The organism is Anoxybacteroides tepidamans, assembly GCF_014201465.1.
Taxonomy (GTDB): Bacteria; Bacillota; Bacilli; order Bacillales; family Anoxybacillaceae; genus Anoxybacteroides; species Anoxybacteroides tepidamans.
In genome coordinates, this window is record NZ_JACHEP010000010.1 from 76327 (window position 1) to 96801 (window position 20475).

General features: G+C 42.1%; 18 protein-coding genes. 15 read left to right on the forward strand and 3 right to left on the reverse strand.

Translation table 11 applies throughout. From position 1 onward, the window contains the following. Positions 1-31: 31 nt before the first annotated feature. The 3 genes from HNQ34_RS10215 (at position 32) to HNQ34_RS10225 (ending at position 2461) form a co-directional block, all read left to right on the forward strand. On the forward strand, positions 32-415 hold the full coding sequence (locus tag HNQ34_RS10215; RefSeq protein WP_183254175.1) for an OsmC family protein: 384 nt from the start codon (positions 32-34) through the stop codon (positions 413-415). A 22-nt stretch (positions 416-437) separates the two neighbouring features. Next, positions 438-1490 carry a calcium/proton exchanger gene (cax, locus tag HNQ34_RS10220; protein ID WP_183254177.1) on the forward strand — a complete coding sequence of 351 codons (1053 nt, stop codon included), beginning with the start codon at positions 438-440 and terminating at the stop codon, positions 1488-1490. Positions 1491-1687: 197 nt separating this feature from the next. Next, on the forward strand, positions 1688-2461 hold the full coding sequence (locus HNQ34_RS10225; protein WP_183254180.1) for a YfkD famly protein: 774 nt from the start codon (positions 1688-1690) through the stop codon (positions 2459-2461). A gap of 25 nt (positions 2462-2486) precedes the next feature. Here HNQ34_RS10225 and yfkAB read toward each other — a convergent pair whose 3' ends face one another. Further along, the gene (gene yfkAB, locus HNQ34_RS10230; RefSeq protein ID WP_183254181.1) at positions 2487-3611 is read right to left on the reverse strand and encodes a radical SAM/CxCxxxxC motif protein YfkAB; all 1125 of its coding nucleotides are present in this window, start codon (positions 3609-3611) and stop codon (positions 2487-2489) included. A gap of 100 nt (positions 3612-3711) precedes the next feature. On the opposite strand from yfkAB, the gene HNQ34_RS10235 reads away from it, so the two are divergent. The 11 genes from HNQ34_RS10235 (at position 3712) to HNQ34_RS10285 (ending at position 16971) form a co-directional block, all read left to right on the forward strand. Then, positions 3712-3894, forward strand: a complete 183-nt coding sequence (locus HNQ34_RS10235; RefSeq protein ID WP_183254183.1) for an SE1561 family protein — start codon at positions 3712-3714, stop codon at positions 3892-3894. A gap of 135 nt (positions 3895-4029) precedes the next feature. Further along, a complete protein-coding gene (locus HNQ34_RS10240; RefSeq protein ID WP_183254185.1) occupies positions 4030-5577 on the forward strand; it encodes a fumarate hydratase in 1548 nt (515 codons plus the stop codon). 119 nt (positions 5578-5696) lie between these two features. After that, positions 5697-6494, forward strand: a complete 798-nt coding sequence (gene pdaA / locus HNQ34_RS10245; protein WP_183254187.1) for a delta-lactam-biosynthetic de-N-acetylase — start codon at positions 5697-5699, stop codon at positions 6492-6494. Positions 6495-6549: 55 nt separating this feature from the next. Next, positions 6550-7416: a DNA-3-methyladenine glycosylase family protein gene (locus HNQ34_RS10250; protein WP_183254189.1), complete on the forward strand. Its 867-nt coding sequence runs from the start codon at positions 6550-6552 to the stop codon at positions 7414-7416. A gap of 11 nt (positions 7417-7427) precedes the next feature. Beyond that, complete coding sequence (gene rlmD, locus HNQ34_RS10255) at positions 7428-8801, forward strand: 23S rRNA (uracil(1939)-C(5))-methyltransferase RlmD (protein WP_183254191.1); 1374 nt, start codon at positions 7428-7430, stop codon at positions 8799-8801. Positions 8802-9110: 309 nt separating this feature from the next. Then, the gene (locus HNQ34_RS10260; protein ID WP_183254193.1) at positions 9111-9521 is read left to right on the forward strand and encodes a helix-turn-helix domain-containing protein; all 411 of its coding nucleotides are present in this window, start codon (positions 9111-9113) and stop codon (positions 9519-9521) included. Positions 9522-9619: 98 nt separating this feature from the next. Continuing rightward, entirely contained in the window at positions 9620-10273 is a 654-nt protein-coding gene (locus HNQ34_RS10265) for an ImmA/IrrE family metallo-endopeptidase (RefSeq protein WP_221277379.1), read from the forward strand. Positions 10274-10276: 3 nt separating this feature from the next. Continuing rightward, complete coding sequence (locus HNQ34_RS10270) at positions 10277-10861, forward strand: PIN domain-containing protein (protein ID WP_183254195.1); 585 nt, start codon at positions 10277-10279, stop codon at positions 10859-10861. 111 nt (positions 10862-10972) lie between these two features. Next, entirely contained in the window at positions 10973-12430 is a 1458-nt protein-coding gene (locus HNQ34_RS10275) for a type I restriction-modification system subunit M (protein ID WP_183254197.1), read from the forward strand. Between the two features lie 8 nt (positions 12431-12438). Beyond that, complete coding sequence (locus HNQ34_RS10280; RefSeq protein ID WP_183254199.1) at positions 12439-13581, forward strand: restriction endonuclease subunit S; 1143 nt, start codon at positions 12439-12441, stop codon at positions 13579-13581. A gap of 48 nt (positions 13582-13629) precedes the next feature. Then, on the forward strand, positions 13630-16971 hold the full coding sequence (locus tag HNQ34_RS10285) for a DEAD/DEAH box helicase family protein (RefSeq protein WP_183254201.1): 3342 nt from the start codon (positions 13630-13632) through the stop codon (positions 16969-16971). A gap of 326 nt (positions 16972-17297) precedes the next feature. On the opposite strand, the gene HNQ34_RS10290 is transcribed toward HNQ34_RS10285, so the two are convergent. Beyond that, positions 17298-18158: an RpnC/YadD family protein gene (locus HNQ34_RS10290; RefSeq protein ID WP_183254203.1), complete on the reverse strand. Its 861-nt coding sequence runs from the start codon at positions 18156-18158 to the stop codon at positions 17298-17300. Between the two features lie 216 nt (positions 18159-18374). Between HNQ34_RS10290 and HNQ34_RS10295 the strand changes: the two genes are divergently transcribed. After that, positions 18375-19832: a protein adenylyltransferase SelO gene (locus HNQ34_RS10295; protein WP_183254205.1), complete on the forward strand. Its 1458-nt coding sequence runs from the start codon at positions 18375-18377 to the stop codon at positions 19830-19832. A gap of 356 nt (positions 19833-20188) precedes the next feature. On the opposite strand, the gene HNQ34_RS10300 is transcribed toward HNQ34_RS10295, so the two are convergent. Next, on the reverse strand, positions 20189-20475 hold a 287-nt coding region (locus HNQ34_RS10300), incomplete at its 5' end, for a transposase (RefSeq protein WP_183254207.1).

The following is a 20475-nucleotide window of genomic DNA, read 5'->3' on the forward strand; positions in this document are numbered from 1 at the left end:
AAAACAAGAACAAACAAAGAGGTGGATAGAAATGGAATTTAAAATGAAAGAAGTCGGATTTCAAACGAATTTTGAATATGGGGAATTGCATGTAGCGGGAGATGCGGCGTACGGCTTTCGTCCTTATCAGCTGCTTGTTTCTTCAATTGCGGTTTGCAGCGGCGGAGTGTTGCGAAAAGTGTTGGAAAAAAAGCGGCTTCATGTAGAAGATATGACAATTCGCGCTGATGTAACCCGAAATGAAAAAGAAGCGAACCGCGTAGAAGCGATTCATCTTCATTTTATTATTAAAGGCGAGAATTTGGCTGAAGATAAAGTTGCGAAATCGCTGGAAGTAGCGAGAAAAAACTGCTCGATGATCCGGTCGGTCGAAGGGTGTATCCGCATTACGGAAACGTTTGAACTTGTCAAGTGACAAGAAAGGTTAGGTGTAAAGAATGAACAAACTATTTACGCTCATGGTTTTCATCGGTGTGCCACTATCAGTGATCGGAGGTTTTTTTCATTGGCCTTCCGTCATGATGTTTGCGATTTACTGTGTCACGATTATTGCATTAGCAAGCTACATGGGAAGGGCGACGGAAAGTTTGGCAATTGTGGCAGGACCGCGCATCGGCGGGTTGTTGAATGCAACGTTTGGCAACGCGGTTGAGCTCATCATTTCAGTGTTTGCATTAAAAGCAGGGTTAGTGGGAGTCGTCTTGGCATCGTTGACTGGCTCTGTATTGGGGAACTTGTTGTTAGTGGCGGGATTATCATTTTTTGTCGGCGGTTTGAAGTACAAACGCCAAGAATTTAACGTATACGATGCCCGCCATAATGCAGGATTGCTTACTTTTGCGATTTTAGTCGCCTTTGTCATTCCTGAAGTGTTTTCGCTTCATATGTCAGAAGCAGAAACGCTATCGCTTAGCATCGGCATTTCGATCATTATGATTCTTCTTTATTTGGCGGCGTTATATTTTAAACTTGTGACACATCGCGGCGTGTACCAGCATAAAGCGGATGAAGCAGAGGAACATGAAGAACCAGAATGGAGAAAAGGAAAAGCGATTGCGATTTTGGCGCTTGCTACGATCGCGGTTGCATACATATCGGAAAAGTTGGTTCATACGTTTGAAACGGTCGCCGAGTCGTTCGGCTGGAGCGAATTGTTTATCGGGATCATCATCGTTGCGATCGTCGGCAATGCCGCCGAGCACGCTTCCGCTGTCATCATGGCTTACAAAAATAAAATGAACGTCGCCGTCGAAATTGCGGTCGGCTCGACGCTACAAATCGCTATGTTTGTTGCTCCGGTACTTGTGCTTGTTTCGCTTTTGTTCCCAACAAGCATGCCGCTTGTATTTTCGCTTCCGGAATTAATCGCAATGGCAACGTCTGTCCTATTGATGATCGTTCTTTCTAATGACGGAGACACGAACTGGTTTGAAGGGGCGACGTTGCTCGCGGCATATACAATTATGGGAATCGGTTTTTATTTGCTGTAAAAAAAGGGACTCTGTCTTTACAGAGTCCTTTTACTATGCATCAAATAGGAGGAAAAACAGCACATCTACGTTTATTATAATATATTGTTTGAAAATTGAAAATATTTAGAGCGGAATTAATAATTTTTTTCTTGATGGATAAACCGTTTTTTTTTGAAAAAAATAACGGTAAAAGTAGCAATGGAGGAGTTCATATGATGAGAAAATGGATTCTTTATTGTTTTATAAGCATGTTGATTGCTTATTCGCCGGTGTTGGCTGCTGCAGCGACGCCGAATTCTGCCGTCGATATATCGAAAGAAAATACGTATCCGAACCCGACGCAAGATTTGCCTTATTTACAGCCGAGTTCATTTGCGAAACAGTTGATTGAATCAGCCGATGTGAAAATTGAAAATCCGGAGCTGATTCGTTTGCTAAACGAATCATCGGTATCAAGCACGCCGCTTGCTATCGGATATCGGGCGACAATTTATTTAGGCCAATGGCCGCTTAACTATCAATCGTTAGAAACATCGACGAATTGGGAGTATCAAAAAGTGAATACAAACTTTTTGGACAATCGCGGCGGCAATGCGCCGCAAAAACTCTATTATAAACAAGAGCTGCAAAAACATATTCGCGGCGGGTTAACAGCGCCGGTGCCAAACGAAGAGGCGGTTAAGAAAATGATGTTATTAACGGCGATGAAAAAAACGAATTTGCCGTTATCATTTAGTACGGTGATCGGTATCGGTACGAAAAAAGACCAGCCGTATCAAGTTCCGGCGAAGAAACTAGGTTATTTATATGCTTATGCTCCGGCGGTGAATGAAAAAGGAAAAGTCACGTACGGAGAAGTGTATGTCGTGTTAAAAGGAAGCAAGAAAAAAATCGTCGTCAAAAATGTGATGACACAAGGCGTCGGAGCGTGGATTCCGGTACAAGACCGTCTATCCTTTTCTTATATCGTAAGCGATCAACCAAGATAAAACGTCAAGGTAAATACCTTGACGTTTATTTCGTAATGTTTGCGTTCCGCTTAGTAAAATCAACATCTTTATAATAAACATTTTTTACCAGTACATTCGGACCGAGACATTGAACAGAAGGGCAATGGCAGTTCAATTGCTGCGCAAGGGAAGAACTCATCCATTTTTCATACGCTTCTAGCAACGTATCATGCTGAATGTTGCCAAGCGACGGCTCGTCGCCAAAATCAGTGACGATGATTTCTCCTGTAAAAATATTAACATTTAATCGTGAACGGCCGTCTGGATCGTTGCGGACGGTAACATTTTTGCTTGTGTATAGACGTTTTAACAAAGCAATGTCTTCTTCGTTGTCGCTGCAAGGATAAAACGGAAGCGTGCCAAACAGCATCCACACGTTTTCATCGCGAATGTCAAGCAGATGATGGATCGCCGCTCGCAATTCATCGAGGCTTAACGTTTCTAGAGCGCTTGCGAAATCGCTCGGATACATCGGATGTACCTCGTGTCGCTTGCACTTCATCTCATCAACAATTTGGCGATGAATGTTTTCTAAATGTGGCAACGTTCGTTTATTGATCATCGTTTCTGCTGACACGATCACGCCCATTTGCGCGAGCGCTTTAGCATTTTCAATCATCCGTTCAAAATAAGCTTCGCGCTGGCGGATGCTCGGTTTGCGCTCCATCATCGCAAATCCGCCTTCGACAAAATCGTCAATCGTTCCCCAGTTGTGCGAAATATGCAGGACATCTAAATACGGGATAATTTTTTCGTAACGCTCTAACTCTAATGTTAAATTCGAGTTGATTTGCGTGCGCACGCCGCGTTCATGAGCATATTTTAAGAGCGGAACGACATAGTCATTGACGGATTTTAACGAAAGCATCGGTTCTCCGCCGGTAATGCTTAACGAGCGCAAATGTGGGATTTCCTCAAGGCGCCGGATAAGCAGAGCAAGCGGCAATGCTTCCGGGTCTTTCGTCTGCAATGTATAGCCGACAGCGCAATGTTCACAACGCATATTGCATAACGTTGTAGTAGTAAACTCGACATTCGTTAGCTGCAATGAGCCGTATTGTTGAAGATCCAAATACGCTTCCCACGGGTCAAATGACGGCGTAATCGGTTCAAGTGTTAAACGAGCCATAAAAATCTCCTTTACTATCTGAAATTCAACCATGTTCATTATAGTCCATTGTCATTTTTTCAACAATCGGATACGATGGAAGGGAAGGGAGAGAATGCGATTGGGCAACGCTGTATACGAAAAAGATTTGCAATTAAAATATTTAAAGGAACGCTTAAATATGCTGCTTCACATGATCGATTCGCTTGATCCGGAGTCAACCGATGTAGAAGATATTGATCGGTTGATCGAAATTATTGATTCGCTCGAAATGAAGTACGAACAATTCAAAAAAACGTGGTAAAAAGCGCTTCATGCTGGCTTTTTTCTTTTTTTCCATGTCAGCCGTTTTCATTGTTCAGCAAAAAGGGGTATAATAAAAAAGAAAGAATTCTAAATATTAATACATATGATGGACAAAGGGGAAGGGGCGTAGATCATGGAAAAATTTCAGGAGAGCATGTATCAGCTCATTGTTGAAACGTCAACGAAGCTGCCAAAAGATGTACGGCGGGCGATCGCTCGCGCCAAAGCGCGGGAGAACGCAGGAACGCGCGCGGCAATGGCGTTAACGACGATTGCCGGAAACATTCAAATGGCCGATGAAAACGTATCGCCAATTTGTCAAGATACAGGGCTTCCGACGTTTAAAATTAAAGTGCCGGTCGGCGTCAACCAAATCAAAATGAAAGAGGCGATTCGCCGAGCGATCGCTCAGGCGACAAAGGACGGAAAGCTTCGTCCAAACTCCGTCGATTCGTTAACAGGTGAAAACAGTGGCGACAACTTGGGCGATGGCGTGCCGGTCATTAAGTTCGAACAATGGGAGAAAGATTACATCGATGTTCGCCTTATTTTAAAAGGAGGCGGCTGTGAAAATAAAAACATTCAATACAGCTTGCCGTGTGAATTGGAAGGATTGGGACGGGCTGGCCGCGATTTGGACGGTATTCGCAAATGTATTTTGCATGCGGTTTATCAAGCGCAAGGACAAGGCTGCAGCGCCGGCTTTATCGGCGTCGGCATTGGCGGTGACCGCTCGGCTGGCTATGAATTGGCGAAAGAGCAATTGTTCCGTTCTGTCGATGATGTGAATCCGAACGAAGAACTTCGCCAGCTTGAAGAATATATTATGGAAAATGCAAACAAACTCGGCATCGGTACGATGGGATTCGGCGGCGAGACGACGCTGCTTGGCTGTAAAATCGGGGTGATGCACCGCATTCCAGCAAGCTTCTTTGTTTCGGTCGCATATAACTGTTGGGCGTTCCGCCGCTTAGGGGTGAAAATCGATCCAGAAACAGGCGAAATTCAAGAATGGTTCTATCAAGAAGGCGAAGATGTCGATTTTGCGAAAGAACTAGAAAAAGCAGAAGAAAAACAATCGGTGCCGACGGAGGGAGCGCGCGAAATCGTTTTAGAAGCACCGCTTACCGAAGAGCAAGTCCGCCAGCTCAAAGTTGGCGATGTTGTCCGCATTAACGGCATGATGTACACAGGCCGCGATGCGATTCATAAACATTTAATGGATCATGACGCTCCAGTTGATTTGAACGGGCAAATTATTTATCACTGCGGTCCGGTGATGTTAAAAGATGAAAACGGCAAATGGCATGTAAAAGCGGCAGGTCCGACAACGAGCATTCGCGAGGAGCCTTATCAAGGCGACATTATGAAAAAGTTCGGCATTCGTGCGGTCATCGGTAAAGGCGGCATGGGAGCGAAAACGTTAGCGGCTTTAAAAGAACATGGCGGCGTCTACTTAAACGCGATCGGCGGAGCGGCGCAATATTATGCAGACTGCATTAAATCGGTCGAAGGCGTCGATTTCTTAGAGTTCGGTATTCCGGAAGCGATGTGGCATTTGCGTGTCGAAAACTTTACGGCAGTTGTCACGATGGACTCTCACGGCAACAGCCTTCACGAAGATGTCGAAAAATCATCGCTTGAAAAACTGGCACAATTTAAAGAACCGGTATTTAAATAATCGTTTGTCCCCCACAAAACGAACACGCTTTGTGGGGGATTTTTGTTAAAAACTGGTTCGATTAAAGTAAGCGGAAAGGAAAACCCTATGTGTAGCGACTCATGTTAAGGAGGATTACGATGAAACGCTACGTGATTTTCTTGTTAGCCGTAATCGTTTCTTTTATCCCATATTCCGCTTATGCGCTATCGAATGAAGCGATTCATTGGGGGTTTTCCAAGAGCAAAAACCACGAGCCGCCTTCCGCTGGAAAAGAGTGGGATGCGATTCTTGCTAAATATGATGCATTTTATTTAGGGAATCCACAAAAGAAGGAGATTTATTTAACGTTTGATAACGGCTACGAAAACGGGTATACGGAAAAAATTTTAGACGTGTTAAAAGAAAAACATGTTCCAGCTACCTTTTTTGTCACTGGCCATTATTTAGAAACGGCCCCTGATTTAGTGAAGCGGATGGCCAAAGAAGGGCATATTGTCGGCAACCATTCATGGCATCATCCGGATTTAACGAAAGTAAGCGATGAGCGGCTGCGGGCAGAGCTGGAGGCAGTACGAAAAAAAACGGAGGAGTTGACCGGGCAAAAGGGGATGATGTATCTTCGGCCGCCAAGAGGGATTTTTAGCGAACGGACGATGGCGATTGCCCGTGAACTTGGCTACTATCACGTCTTTTGGTCGCTTGCCTTCGTCGATTGGCATATCGATCGGCAAAAAGGCTGGAAGTATGCATATGATCAAATTATGAGTCAAATTCATCCTGGTGCTGTTATATTGCTTCATACGGTTTCAAAAGATAATGCCGATGCCCTCGCAAAAGTGATTGACGATTTGCGAAAACAAGGGTATACATTTAAGCGTCTAGACGATGTGATGATCGAAAAAGTGGGGCTTTCCCCGTTGTTGTTCACCCTTTGACTTTGTTCGAAGGGTTTTGTTTCGTTATAATAAGGGAAAAAAGGCAGGAGTCGATATGTGGCAACAACGAATCAAAGTGGAAGCTCCGTATGATTTTTCACGTGTACTAGAGCGGCTAGCGCAAGATCCGCTGTCTGTAGTGGATTTCAAAAAACAGCAGCTGACCGTGCCGCTTTATGTAAACGATACTCCGGTTGCTGTTTTCGTCCGCTGTGTCGGGACGAAACAGTCGCCGGTTTTTCTTGTCGAAGCGCAGCATCCAGAACGAAAAGAAGCGGTATTGGCGCGCCTTTTGCGCATTTTTCACTGGGACAGGCCGCTTGCGCCGATTCAAAACCATTTTTTACAAACGGAGTTGCACGAAATTTTTCGCCAACATGAAGGAACACCGCTTGTTTTAGAGTTTGATTTATATTTTTGCTTAATAAAGTGCATTATTCATCAACAGCTGCACATGAAAGTCGCGTACCAAATGACGGAACGGTTTGTGAAAACGTTCGGACGCGAAATCGACGGAATATCGTTTTATCCGCGCCCGGAGGATGTGGCAAAACTCCGGTATGATGAGCTGAAAGCATTGCAATTTAGCGGCAAAAAAGCGGAATATATTATCGATACGTCGCGGCTGATTGCCGAAGGGAAGCTAGATCTTGAGAAGCTAGCAGACGCAACGGACGAAGAAGTGATGGAAACGCTGCTTGCGCTTCGCGGCATCGGTCCGTGGACGGTGCAAAACTTTCTTTTGTTTGGGCTCGGCCGTCCGAACTTATTTCCAAAAGCCGATATTGGGTTACAGCGCGCGGTGCAGAAGCTGCTCGCTTTGGAAAGTAAACCTTCATTGGAACAAATGGACGCTCTAAGCAAACGCTGGGAGCCATATTTAAGCTATGCATCGCTATATTTATGGAGAAGCATTGAATAGGAGTTGGAACGATGACAGCAATCACGATTCAAAAAGGACAGCAGTTTCCGCTGACGATTAAGCGGCTTGGCATTAACGGAGAAGGTGTCGGCTATTTTAAAAAACAAGTCGTGTTCGTGCCAGGGGCGCTTCCGGGGGAAGAGGTCGTCGTGGAGGCTACGAATATTTATCCGAAATATGCGGAAGCAAAAATCGTCCGTATGCGTCGGCCGTCTCCAAACCGCGTCAAGCCGCGCTGCCCTGTTTACGAACAGTGCGGCGGCTGCCAGCTTCAGCATTTCGACTATCATGCGCAATTAGAGGCGAAGCGCGATATTGTCATTCAAGCGTTAGAGCGCCATTGCCGCTTGCCGCATGCCTCGCTCGACATTCGGCCGACGATTGGAATGGACGATCCGTGGCATTATCGAAACAAAAGCCAGTTTCAAGTCGGAAAGCGGAATGAAAAAGTGATCGCCGGCCTTTACGGAATGGGATCGCACCGGTTGATTGATATATCGGAATGCGTCATTCAACATCAAGTGACAAACCGGGTGACGAATATCGTTAAGACGATTTTAGAAGATTTGCGTATTCCCATTTATAACGAAAAGAAGCGGACAGGGGTTGTACGAACGATTGTGGCGCGCGTCGGGTTTCAAACAGGAGATGTGCAAGTGGTATTGATTACCGCTAAAAAAGAGTTGCCACGAAAAGAATTGCTCATCGCTGAAATCAAGCGCCGGCTTCCGGAAGTGAAATCGATCGTGCAAAATATTAACGGCCAGAAAACATCGCTTATTTTTGGTGAGGAAACGATCTTGCTTGAAGGGGAGGAATACATTGAAGAGGTGCTCGGCGATCTTTCGTTCGAATTGTCGGCCCGCGCCTTTTTCCAACTAAATCCGATCCAGACGGTCAAACTGTATGATGAAGTGAAAAAAGCGGCGGCGCTTACCGGGCAGGAGCGGGTCGTCGATGCGTATTGCGGTGTTGGAACGATCGGACTTTGGCTTGCGCGCGATGCGAAAGAAGTACGCGGCATGGACACCATTCCTGAAGCGATTGACGATGCGCGGAAAAATGCGGAACGGCACGGGTTTAAAAACGTTACCTACGCGGTCGGAAAAGCAGAAGAGCTTTTACCGAAATGGGTGAAAGAAGGGTGGAAACCGGATGTGGTCATCGTCGACCCGCCGCGGACAGGATGTGACGATGCGCTATTGCGAACGATTTTACAAGTAAAACCGCAAACGGTCGTCTACGTTTCCTGTAACCCGTCAAGCCTCGCCCGCGACATCGACACGCTTTCGAAGCGCTACCGCGTCGACTACATCCAGCCTGTTGACATGTTTCCGCATACGAGTCATGTGGAGTGTGTTGCGAAATTGACGTTGAGCATGTAAAGCATAAATAAAGTGCGTAAAATAAACTCCCGCTAAAATTCAAATATAGAGTTGTGCAAAAGAGTAGGGGAAGGGAGAGTGAAAGAGGAAAATCCACAATCCTTTCCCCTGTTTTTTATCATTGCTTTGCGTGATGGACAAAAATCGAATTAAGCATCGGAAAATATGGGTGTAGAAGGTGGGAATAGCAGGAGTTTATGATTACTGAACAGTTTTTAATAATTTTAGTAACGATTTATTACATAAAAATAAATATAATTGACAATGATAAGATAAAGTGTAATAATAAGTTACAAGGAGGGAAGAAGGATGGTATCTAATCCTTTCGTTTATATGGGTAAACAAATTAGAATGTTACGTGAAAATGCGAATTTATCACAAAGTGAATTAGCGGAATTGTTGAAAGAACATGGTATTCATTTAAAAAGAGAAACAATTAGTAAAATAGAAAATGGAAACCGTTCCATTTCGGTTGCGGAGATTGGTGCTTTAGCATCGATCTTTAATGTTAGTGTAGAGACTTTTTTTGAAGACGAAGAAGAGGAAAAATCCCTTGTTACTCTTTTTAGAAAAAAGAAACCGCTTTCACAAGAAGAAGAAGCTTTTCTAGACTTTATTCATTCAATGGTTTCTTCCCTTATCGGGCAAGAGAAAATATATAGGGAACAAAAAAAATTCGTTCCTATGGAACCGATTTGGAAGGGGATTGAGAGGAATTGAGTAGCGAAAAGGAGATGCTTAGGCTCGAGATAAAGGAAAAAGCGGATGAAATACGATATAGGTTTTCGAAAAAAGGAATGACGGATATATTCGATATTGTGGATGATGTCGCGATTCTAATTCGCCAACCTTTTGAAGATGGAAATGGGAACAAATTTTCAGGCTTTTCGACTTACATTGAAGGTCAGTTCGTTGTTTATCTCAATACTATGTTTTCACTAGGACATGAGCGCTTTACAGCTGCACATGAGTTGTATCATTTAATGTTTGATAAAGAAGGATTAATGCGTGAAGGGCTAATGTTTGATGAGTATAGCGAGACAAAAGCAAACTTGTTTGCGGCAGAATTTCTCATGCCTGAAGATGGTGTAAAAGAATTTTTTTACAAAAGGTTAACATCTCCAATAGAAGAAAAGCATATTGTTCGCATTCAACAACACTTTAAGGTGAGTTACAGTGCAATGCTTCGTAGATTGAAGGAATTGCAGCTTATTAGTGAAGGAGAGTATGAAAAATTAAAAGAGATTAGTAAGCCTGAATATGCGGAGCAATTAAAGAAACTAACGATTCAAGAAGGGTATACGCTAGAACTTATATTGCCTTCATACAAAAAGACAATACCTGAAAGATTCTTTGAAATGATTATTGATAACTATGTGCAAGGGCGAATTTCTTACAGCAAATTCTCCACCTTTCTTTCCTTTGTTGGCAAAACCCCACTAGAGATGGGATATGAACCGCCGGAGGTATAATGAGTGGCGGTCTTTAAAAAATGGGAAGTATCCATTTCTGATACAGATATTTTAATTCATTTGGACGAAGCTGATTGTTTGCACGTATTGAATTTGCTATTTGATAAAGTGATTATCCCGAAGCGAATTGAGTGGGAATTACAAAGGAAAGGGAAGAATACAATTTTTCGAATCCGAAAAGCAATAAACAGTAGTTCAGGAACCATTTTTAATATTGTTGACAAAGAACAAGATAAATTGTTAAAGAGACAAGTTGATATTAATTTTCAGCGTTTTATTAATTATATTGATGCTGGTGAGGCGGAGTGTTGCGGTTACGCATCAGCGCTTGGTGTTCCTATCATTATCTCAGACAATACATCTGATCATGGAATTATGGAACAAGAGTTCATTGTTCTTACTTCAAGGGATATATTGGCGCTGGCAGTTTTTTTAGGGATTTTACCGAAAAAGGACGCTGAAAGTTATTATGATAAGATAAATGAAAATCTAACGTACGGATCAAGGTATATGTTTGATGAGAGTTATGATAGGTCTATTTCCCGTATTCGCGAAAAAGGATGGCATGTGTTTTTAGGATTTGAATAAACAATGGTAATTAAGAGAGCCTTTTAGAGCTCTCATTTTATTTGTAAAACAGAATGATTTTTAATTGTATTAGTGTGTATAATAAAGTTGGAAACAACAAGGAGGTATACAATGCTTACAGGTGAATTGCGCAATAAAGTCGATAAAATATGGGAAACGTTTTGGACGGGTGGAATTACAAACCCGCTAACCGTCATTGAACAGTTTACATATTTGTTGTTTATTAAAGGTCTTGATGAAGCAGAAACGTATCGTGAACAAGAAGCTGTTTTATTAGGAATTGATTTTGAACGAATGTTTCCAGAAGATAAACAGCATCTTCGCTGGAGCAAATTTAAAAATTTAGAAGCGTCGCAAATGTATGATATTGTCTCGAACGAAGTGTTCCCGTTTATTAAAAGTCTCCATGGCAATAAAGATTCGGCGTACGCGAAATATATGAGCGATGCGATTTTTATGATTCCAACCCCGCAAATGCTTTCCAAAATCGTCGATGGCATTGATAACATTCCGATGAAAGACCGCGATACAAAAGGGGATTTATACGAATATTTGCTGTCAAAAATTGCAACAGCGGGAACAAATGGTCAATTCCGTACGCCACGCCATATTATTGATATGATGGTCAAACTTATGAAACCGACTCCAGAAGACATTATCGTCGATCCAGCGGCTGGGTCGGCAGGATTTTTAGTGGCGGCGGGCGAATATTTGCGCAAAAACCATGCGGATTTATTTTTGGTGCAAGGATTAAAAGAACATTTTCATAACGATATGTTCCATGGCTTTGATATGGATCGTACGATGTTACGAATCGGTGCGATGAATATGATGCTTCATGGCATTGAAAATCCGAATATTGAATATCGCGATTCTCTTTCGGAACAAAATAAAGATAACGAGAAATATACGCTCGTCCTCGCCAATCCACCATTTAAAGGTTCGTTAGATTATGAGGCTGTTTCAAGCGACCTACTGAAAATTACAAGAACGAAAAAAACAGAACTATTGTTTTTGGCGCTATTTTTGCGCATTTTAAAAACGGGCGGGCGCTGTGCGTGCATCGTGCCAGATGGGGTACTGTTCGGAAGCTCAACTGCCCATAAAGCGATTCGGAAAGAAATCGTCGAAAACCATAAGCTTGAAGCAATTATTTCGATGCCAAGCGGCGTGTTTAAACCGTACGCTGGAGTTTCGACGGCAATTATGATTTTCACAAAAACAGGCGTCGGCGGAACAGATCACGTCTGGTTTTACGACATGAAAGCCGATGGCTACTCATTGGACGACAAGCGCAATCCAATTGAAGAAAACGATATTCCCGACATCATTGCGCGCTTCCATAACCGTGAAGCGGAAAAAGAACGGAAACGCACGGAGCAGTCGTTTTTCGTGCCAGTCGAAGAAATTCGGGAAAATGACTATGACTTGTCGATTAACAAGTATAAAGAGATTGAGTATGAAGAAGTGCAGTACGAATCGCCGAGTGTCATCTTAGAACGAGTGGAAATTTTGGAAAAAGAGATTATGCAAGGATTACAAGAGTTGAAAGAAATGATTAGAGGGTAGATTGTTCTATGAAATACATGAAATTAAAGGGATTATTTAAGATTATAAAAGGAAAAAAAGTAGAGCAGGTATATGAAGTAAATGAGAATATGGTAAGACTGATACAAATAGACGATTTAAGAAATGATGACAATATCAAATATTGTGAACGAAAAGAAGAATATATATATGCAACCAAAAGTGATGTAATCATAGCATGGGACGGTGCAAATGCTGGTACTATTGGTTATGGGTTAGAAGGGGCTATAGGAAGTACTTTAGCAATTTTACGTACGGATTCAAATGATGTATTTACTCCATACTTAGGGAGATTTTTGCAATCAAAATCAAAATATTTAAGAGAGACTTGTACGGGAGCCACAATCCCACATATATCTAAAAAGATATTGGAAGAAATCAGAATTCCAATACCATCATATGAAAAACAGGTAGAAATATCAAAAATGCTCGACAAAGCCAAAGAACTCATCGACAAACGAAAAGCCCAAATTGAAGCGTTAGATCAATTAGTACAAAGTTTGTTTTGGGAGATGTTTGGGACTTACCTAACATCTAACAGAAATAAAATGTTTTTCGGTGAGCTTGTGAAAGAGTTTCGATATGGAACATCGGTTAAATCATGTGAATTTGGATATCCTATTTTAAGAATTCCAAATATAGTGAATGGAATAATTGACGAATCTGACTTAAAATATTGTGAACTTCCTGAGAAAGATTTTCTAAAGTTAAAATTACAGGAAAACGATCTTCTTTTTGTACGTACAAATGGGAACCCTAATTATGTAGGAAGATGTGCTTCAGTAACAAAAAAACAAGAAGGATATGTGTATGCTTCATATTTAATAAGAGCTAGAATTGATTTAGATAAGATGAATACCGAGTATGTTACTAAATATATGAATTCAGTTTTTGGACGGCATGAAATTATACAGAAGGCAACAACTTCTGCAGGACAATATAATATAAATACAGAAGGATTAGGAAACATATTAATTCCTGTTCCTCCATTGAATTTACAAGAGGATTTTGCGAGAAAGATCAAATTAATAGATGCTAAGAAAGCTATTTTACAAAGAGGGCTATTGGAATTAGAGAACATGTTCAACTCCCTCATGCAACGCGCGTTTAAGGGAGAATTATTCAACGATTAATAAATGTGAAGAAAATTCATGTTGGTTTGGTCAAGGGAGGGGGATTTGTTGTTATCCAACTTTCATTTTTTAATAGGCAAACCTCATTATGAGAGCTTTACGAATGCGTGTTTAGAAGCGGAGAAAAGTTTAGTGGTGAGTCCGGCGACGTGCGCGATTTTGACGCGCCGCGCGCTAGAGCTTGCCGTTAAGTGGGTGTACAGCTTTGACAGCGCTTTGAAAGTTCCGTATCAAGATAATCTTTCCAGTTTGATTCATGACAACGTCTTTTTGTCCATTATTGATGAAGACTTGTTGCCGTTGTTGCGTTACATTGTCAAACTGGGAAATGTTGCGGTTCATACGAACTCGATGATTACGAGGGAAGAAGCGATTCTTTCCCTGCATAATCTTCATCAGTTTGTGTCTTGGATTGATTATTGTTATTCAGATGAATATACGGCTACGGATTTTGATGAATCGTTATTGCCAATCGGCGAGGAAAAGCGCGAGCGTCCGGAAGAATTAAAAGATTTATACGAACGGTTAAGCTCCAAAGACAAGCGTCTTGAGGAAATGATGAAAGAAAATGAACAGCTCCGCGCTCTTCTCACCGCGAAACGCGAAGTAAATACGAAAGAGTACGATTTCCAAGTTGACGAGTTAAGCGAATATGAAACGAGAAAGAAATATATTGATCTCGACTTGAAACTGGCGGGGTGGGAGTTTAAAAAAGACGTTGTTGAGGAATATCCTGTCGTTGGTATGCCGAATCAAGAGGGGGTCGGCTATGTCGATTACGTCTTGTTTGGCGATAACGGAAAGCCGCTTGCGGTCATCGAAGCGAAACGGACAACCGCTGATCCGAACAGAGGAAAGCAACAGGCAAAGTTGTACGCCGACTGCATTGAAAACATGCACGGTCAACGTCCAATCATTTTTTACACAAACGGGTTTGAAACGTATATTTGGGATGATCTTCATTATCCAGCGCGAAAAGTTTCTGGCTTTTACAACAAAGAAGAGTTGAGCTTATTGATTGATCGCCGAACGATGAAAAAGTCGCTTAAACATGTGCCAATGAACGACCACATCATCAATCGCTATTACCAAAAAGAAGCGGTGTTAGCTGTATGCGATGCGCTCGAGAAAAAACAGCGTAAAGCATTGCTTGTCATGGCGACGGGGAGCGGCAAAACCCGGACGGCGATTTCGATTGTCGATGTTCTTACTCGCCACAATTGGGTAAAAAATATTTTGTTTTTAGCGGACCGCAAAACGCTGGTAACGCAAGCCAAAAACAGCTTTAGCCATTTGTTGCCGAACTTGACACTTTGTAATTTGCTCGATAACAAAGACAATCCAGAGGAAAGCCGCATGGTGTTTTCGACGTACCCGACAATGATGAATGCGATTGACGAAGCGAAACGAAAAGACGGCAAACGCCTCTTTACCGTCGGGCATTTTGATTTAATTATCGTCGATGAATCGCATCGCAGCATTTATAAAAAATACCGCGCGATTTTCGACTACTTTGACGCGATATTGCTTGGGCTGACCGCCACCCCAAAAGATGAAATTGACCGCAATACGTATGAAGTGTTTGATTTAGAAAACGGTGTGCCTACCTATGCCTATGAGCTAGATCAAGTGGTTCAAGACGGCTATTTAGTCGATTATCGGACGATTGAAACAAAACTAAAGTTTCTTGAAGAAGGTATTCATTATGATGACTTATCCGATGAAGAAAAAGAGTGGTACGAAGAAACATTTGATGATGAAGTAGGCGAGGATATTGACAGTGCCGCGTTAAATGAATGGCTGTTTAACGACGATACGATTGATACGGTACTCAGGGATTTAATGGAAAAAGGGATTCGTGTAGAAGGTGGGGATAAACTCGGCAAAACGATTATTTTTGCGAAAAATCATCGCCATGCGGAACGGATTGTCGAGCGCTTTGATCAATTGTTCCCTGAATATAAGGGAGGCTTTGCACGCGTCATTGATTACAGCGTCAACTACTATCAAACGTTAATTGATGATTTTTCAGATCGAAACAAATGGCCGCAAATTGCCGTATCCGTTGATATGCTTGACACAGGTGTGGATATTCCAGAAGTTGTTAATCTTGTTTTTTTCAAAAAGGTACGCTCGAAAGCGAAGTTTTGGCAAATGATTGGACGCGGAACTCGTTTATGCAAAGACTTATTCGGAGTCGGGCAAGATAAAACGCATTTTCTTATTTTCGACTATTGCGGCAATTTTGAGTTTTTCCGCGAAAATCCAAAAGGAATCGAAGGAAAAGCGGTGGAAAGTTTAACCGAGCGCCTGTTTAACGCCAAAATCGATATCATTAAGGAGCTTCAGCATTTACAGTACCAGGAAGAAGAGTATATTGCCTATCGCAATGAATTGATTGACGAGGTGCTAGCGGAAATCAATAAGTTAAACGACGAAAACTTCCGCGTACGCCAACATATTCAATACGTACACAAGTTTAAAAATCGGGCGAAATGGGACTCCTTAACAGCGATGGATGTCAATGAAATCAAAGAACATATTTCGCCGCTGATTGTTCCGCTAAACGATGATGAATTGGCGAAACGTTTTGATTTGCTTATGTATACGATTGAACTAGCAAAACTGCAAACGAAAAACGCCACAAAACCGATTCGGAGCGTAATTCGTACTGCAGAAGAGCTATCGAAGCTCGGTTCCATTCCGCAAGTGGCAGAACAAAAATATATTATTGAAAAAGTGCAGACGGAAGAGTTTTGGACAGAGGCGGATCTTTTTGAACTAGAAGCCGTCCGTGAAGCGTTGCGTAACTTAGTCAAATTCCTTGAAAAAGAAACGCAAAAAATTTACTATACGAACTTTAAAGACCAAGTTTTAGAGGTCAAAGAAAACGGTTCGATGTTTAATGTCAATGATCTGAAAAATTATCGGAAAAAGGTGGAACATTATCTGCACGAACACCGCGACCAGATGGCCATTTACAAGCTGCGAAATAATAAAAAGTTAACAGTCCAAGACTTAAAAACGTTGGAGCATATTCTTTGGAATGAGCTTGGCACACAGGAAGATTATAAAAGAGAATTCGGAGACACACCGATTACAAAGCTCGTCCGCCAAATCGTCGGCCTTGACCCGCAGGCCGCCAACGAGGCGTTTTCCGAATTTTTATCAAGCGAGCGGTTGAACATCCAACAAAGCCGCTTTGTTAAACATATTGTGGACTACTTCGTAAAAAACGGCGTGATGGACAAGAAAGTATTACAAGAAGAGCCGTTTAAAACGGTCGGAAGCATTGTCGATTTGTTTAAAGACAACTTAGACGATGCACGTAAAATTATCAGCATTATTGATGAGATTAACCGAAATTCAGAAGATATCGTAGGGGCGTAATACAAAAACCCCAGAGAGTACGCTATTTGTTCTCTGGGGGTTATTAGCAACCAAAATATTTTCTAACGCTTCTGCATCATCCACCTTAGTCAATATGGATAATACAATTAACCAAATAAATAAAAATAATTAAAAATTTTTTATAAAAATAGTTATTTTTGATCTGGCAATATGTTATCATCATATAAACAATTTTATTAAAATCTTTGTCGTTATTTTATGATTTTAATAAAATTGATAACCTACTTAAAGCTCAATGGGTCGTCATAACATGTAAGAAACGCTCCTAGATTGTCGACATCATCGATAAGCTAGGAGTTTGTTATTTATTGCTCCGTTTCTTTCGCCAAATTAGCAACCTCGCTAATTGTAAGCCCTGTTCGTTTTGCAATTTCGTGAATCGGTAGTACGTCTAATAAATTTTTTGCTATTTCAAGTGTTTTTTCGTGCACTTCTTTTTCTTTTTCTTGCTCAAACTCTTCGACAAGTAAGCGCATGACTTTGTTCATTTTCATCCACTCCTTTATTTTTTGTGCGTATTGTTCGTCAATAAACTTATCGGTAGCGGTTAAAATGCCAGCGATGACGTGCAATTGTGTTCGTTCGTCGTGAATGTTTTTTGCCAATTCGATCGTTTTTTCAATCATCATTTGTCGGTCAAAACGGCTATGCATAAGCGGAACGAGAATGAGCTTCATCGTTTCCTCTGCTGTTAGCGGTTCGTTATTGCGAACTTTTTCTTCGATCGTTTGGAAAATCGCATCACCATTGTATTCGCAAAGCAGTACAGCTTTCGAAGAAATGAATACATGACCTGCATGCAATTGTTCATACTTTCGTGTTACATCGCTTGTGTAAATAACTACGATGCGAATGTGTCTCAGTCGTTTTTCTTGTTTATAGTATGTGTACAAAATTCGGTAAGCATAATCGAGGTACTTTAGATGATTGTCGATAAACCGTTCGTTGCTTTCGTATTCAAGTAGGAGAATGGAATCGTCTTCGAGAAGAAATAATGTGTCAGAACGCTTTTCATCGGCTCGCACCGACGGAAATTCATTAGGCAAAAGCGCCTTAATTTTCGGAAGATCATGGAGGCCGTACACATCAAGCGCTTGATTACGATACAATTCGCTTAGCGACTTAAACAAAATATCTTTAGCGTGATACGATATTCCGTGCGCCATTTTGTTACCCTCCGCTTTTTACTATTATTATATCTGTTGCCTCCTTTCATTGTCATCATTTGTTAGAATTTTGTCATAACAATCCGTCACCGCAGCGTTGTTAAGGAAAATGGGGTATACTGAAAAACAAATAGAACTACAATTTTTGCGTATGGAGTTAGAAGCAGTGAAAAAAGAATAAGTGTTGGACTGGGACATTTAATGCAGGAGGGAAATATGTTGAACACCAACTGGAACTTTGATAACAGTTATGCTCGCTTGCCAGAGCGGTTTTTTACAAGGATTAATCCAACGCCTGTCAGCGCACCGGAGCTTGTTGTACTCAATCGTTCGTTAGCGGTATTACTCGGATTGAACGCAGCGGCGTTAGAAAGTGAGGAAGGGGCTGCGGTGTTTGCCGGAAACCGAATTCCTGAAGAGGCTGAGCCGCTTGCCCAAGCGTATGCCGGACATCAATTTGGCTATTTCAATATGCTAGGGGATGGCCGCGCTATTTTACTTGGTGAACAAATAACGCCACAGGGGGAGCGATTCGATATTCAGTTGAAAGGATCAGGAAGAACGCCGTATTCGCGCGGCGGTGATGGTCGCGCGGCGCTTGGGCCGATGTTGCGCGAATATATCATTAGTGAGGCGATGCATGCGCTCGGTATCCCGACGACCCGCAGTCTAGCTGTCGTGACAACCGGTGAGTTCATCATTCGTGAAACCGAGCTGCCAGGTGCCATTTTAACCCGCGTCGCTTCCAGCCATTTGCGTGTCGGGACGTTTCAATATGCGGCGCAATCGGGAACGATTGAGGAACTGCAAGCGCTAGCGGATTATGCGGTACAACGGCATTTTCCCGGCTTTGAAAATGCCTCGAACCGCTATCTTTTCTTGCTTGAAGAAGTGATGAAGCGGCAGGCGGCACTTGTGGCAAAATGGCAATTAGTTGGTTTTGTTCACGGAGTGATGAACACCGACAATATGACGATTAGCGGCGAAACGATTGATTACGGTCCTTGTGCTTTCATGGACACATACGATCTAACGACAGTGTTCAGCTCGATTGACACGCAAGGCCGTTATGCGTATGGCAATCAGCCGTATATCGCAGGCTGGAATCTTGCAAGGTTTGCGGAAAGCTTATTGCCACTATTGCATGACGAGGAAGAGAAAGCGGTTCAATTGGCGCAAGATGCGATTTCGCAATTTCCGAAATTGTATCATCATTATTGGCTTCAAGGAATGCGGGCGAAACTCGGCATGTATACCGAAGAAGAACAAGATATCGCTTTGATTACGGACCTTCTAGACATGATGCAAAAACATCGAGCGGATTATACAAATACGTTTCGCGCATTAACGTTGGGGAAGCTCGAAGGTATAGGGTTATTTCGCACAACGGAATTTCGTGAGTGGTATGAGCGCTGGCAAGCAAGATTAGGGAGCCAACAAGCGGCAAAAGATGAGGTGCATCAATTGATGCGAAGCAGTAATCCAGCGATTATTCCTCGCAACCACCGGGTCGAAGAAGCGTTAGAAGCTGCTGTCGAACGGGGAGATTACAGCGTGATGGAGCGATTGCTTCATGCTCTTTCCAACCCTTATGCGTACTCGAAAGAACAAGACGATTACGCTCAACCGCCAGCGCCGTCCAGCCGCCCTTACCGAACGTTTTGCGGGACGTGAGGTGAAAAATTATGTTCATCAACAAGCGTGTTGATTAACCAATAAAAACGAGTTGACATCGCTCTATTCCTAGCTTTCTGCCTCGAACAATGAACGCTTTTTACCACGGATTCAGGTGATTATTAAAGTGCCAAAAATAGTTTTTGTATTTTCTTTTTTAGTACATAATTACTATAATCACTAGCTATATCAGTAACATTTACGGAGAAATAGGAATAAAAAAGGATATATTTATTATTTTCTTTTTATTACAATCATCATTGTCTAACAGATCTATTCAGCATGAATTTTTTGTTAGTAGTAGGGGGAAAAGAATGAAAGGGGAAAAACATAAACTGGATATATATAGGTTCATATTAATTTTCCGACATAACAACCTGTCCGATGCGTTGGAGCACTTTTTCTGGAAACTCAGAAAGGTACTCTAAGAACGAAACAATCGATTCTCGTAACTCTTTTCGACTAGGATGAAACCGATTGGCAATGACACTCTCTTTCAGCCAGCCCCAAATTCGTTCCACTAAATTTAAATTCGGCGAATAAGGGGGTAAAAATACAAAAGTTAACTGTTCTTCGTGCTCCTGTAAAAAAGGCTGAAGGACTTTGGCATGATGAATTTTTGCGTTATCCAAGACCATCACCA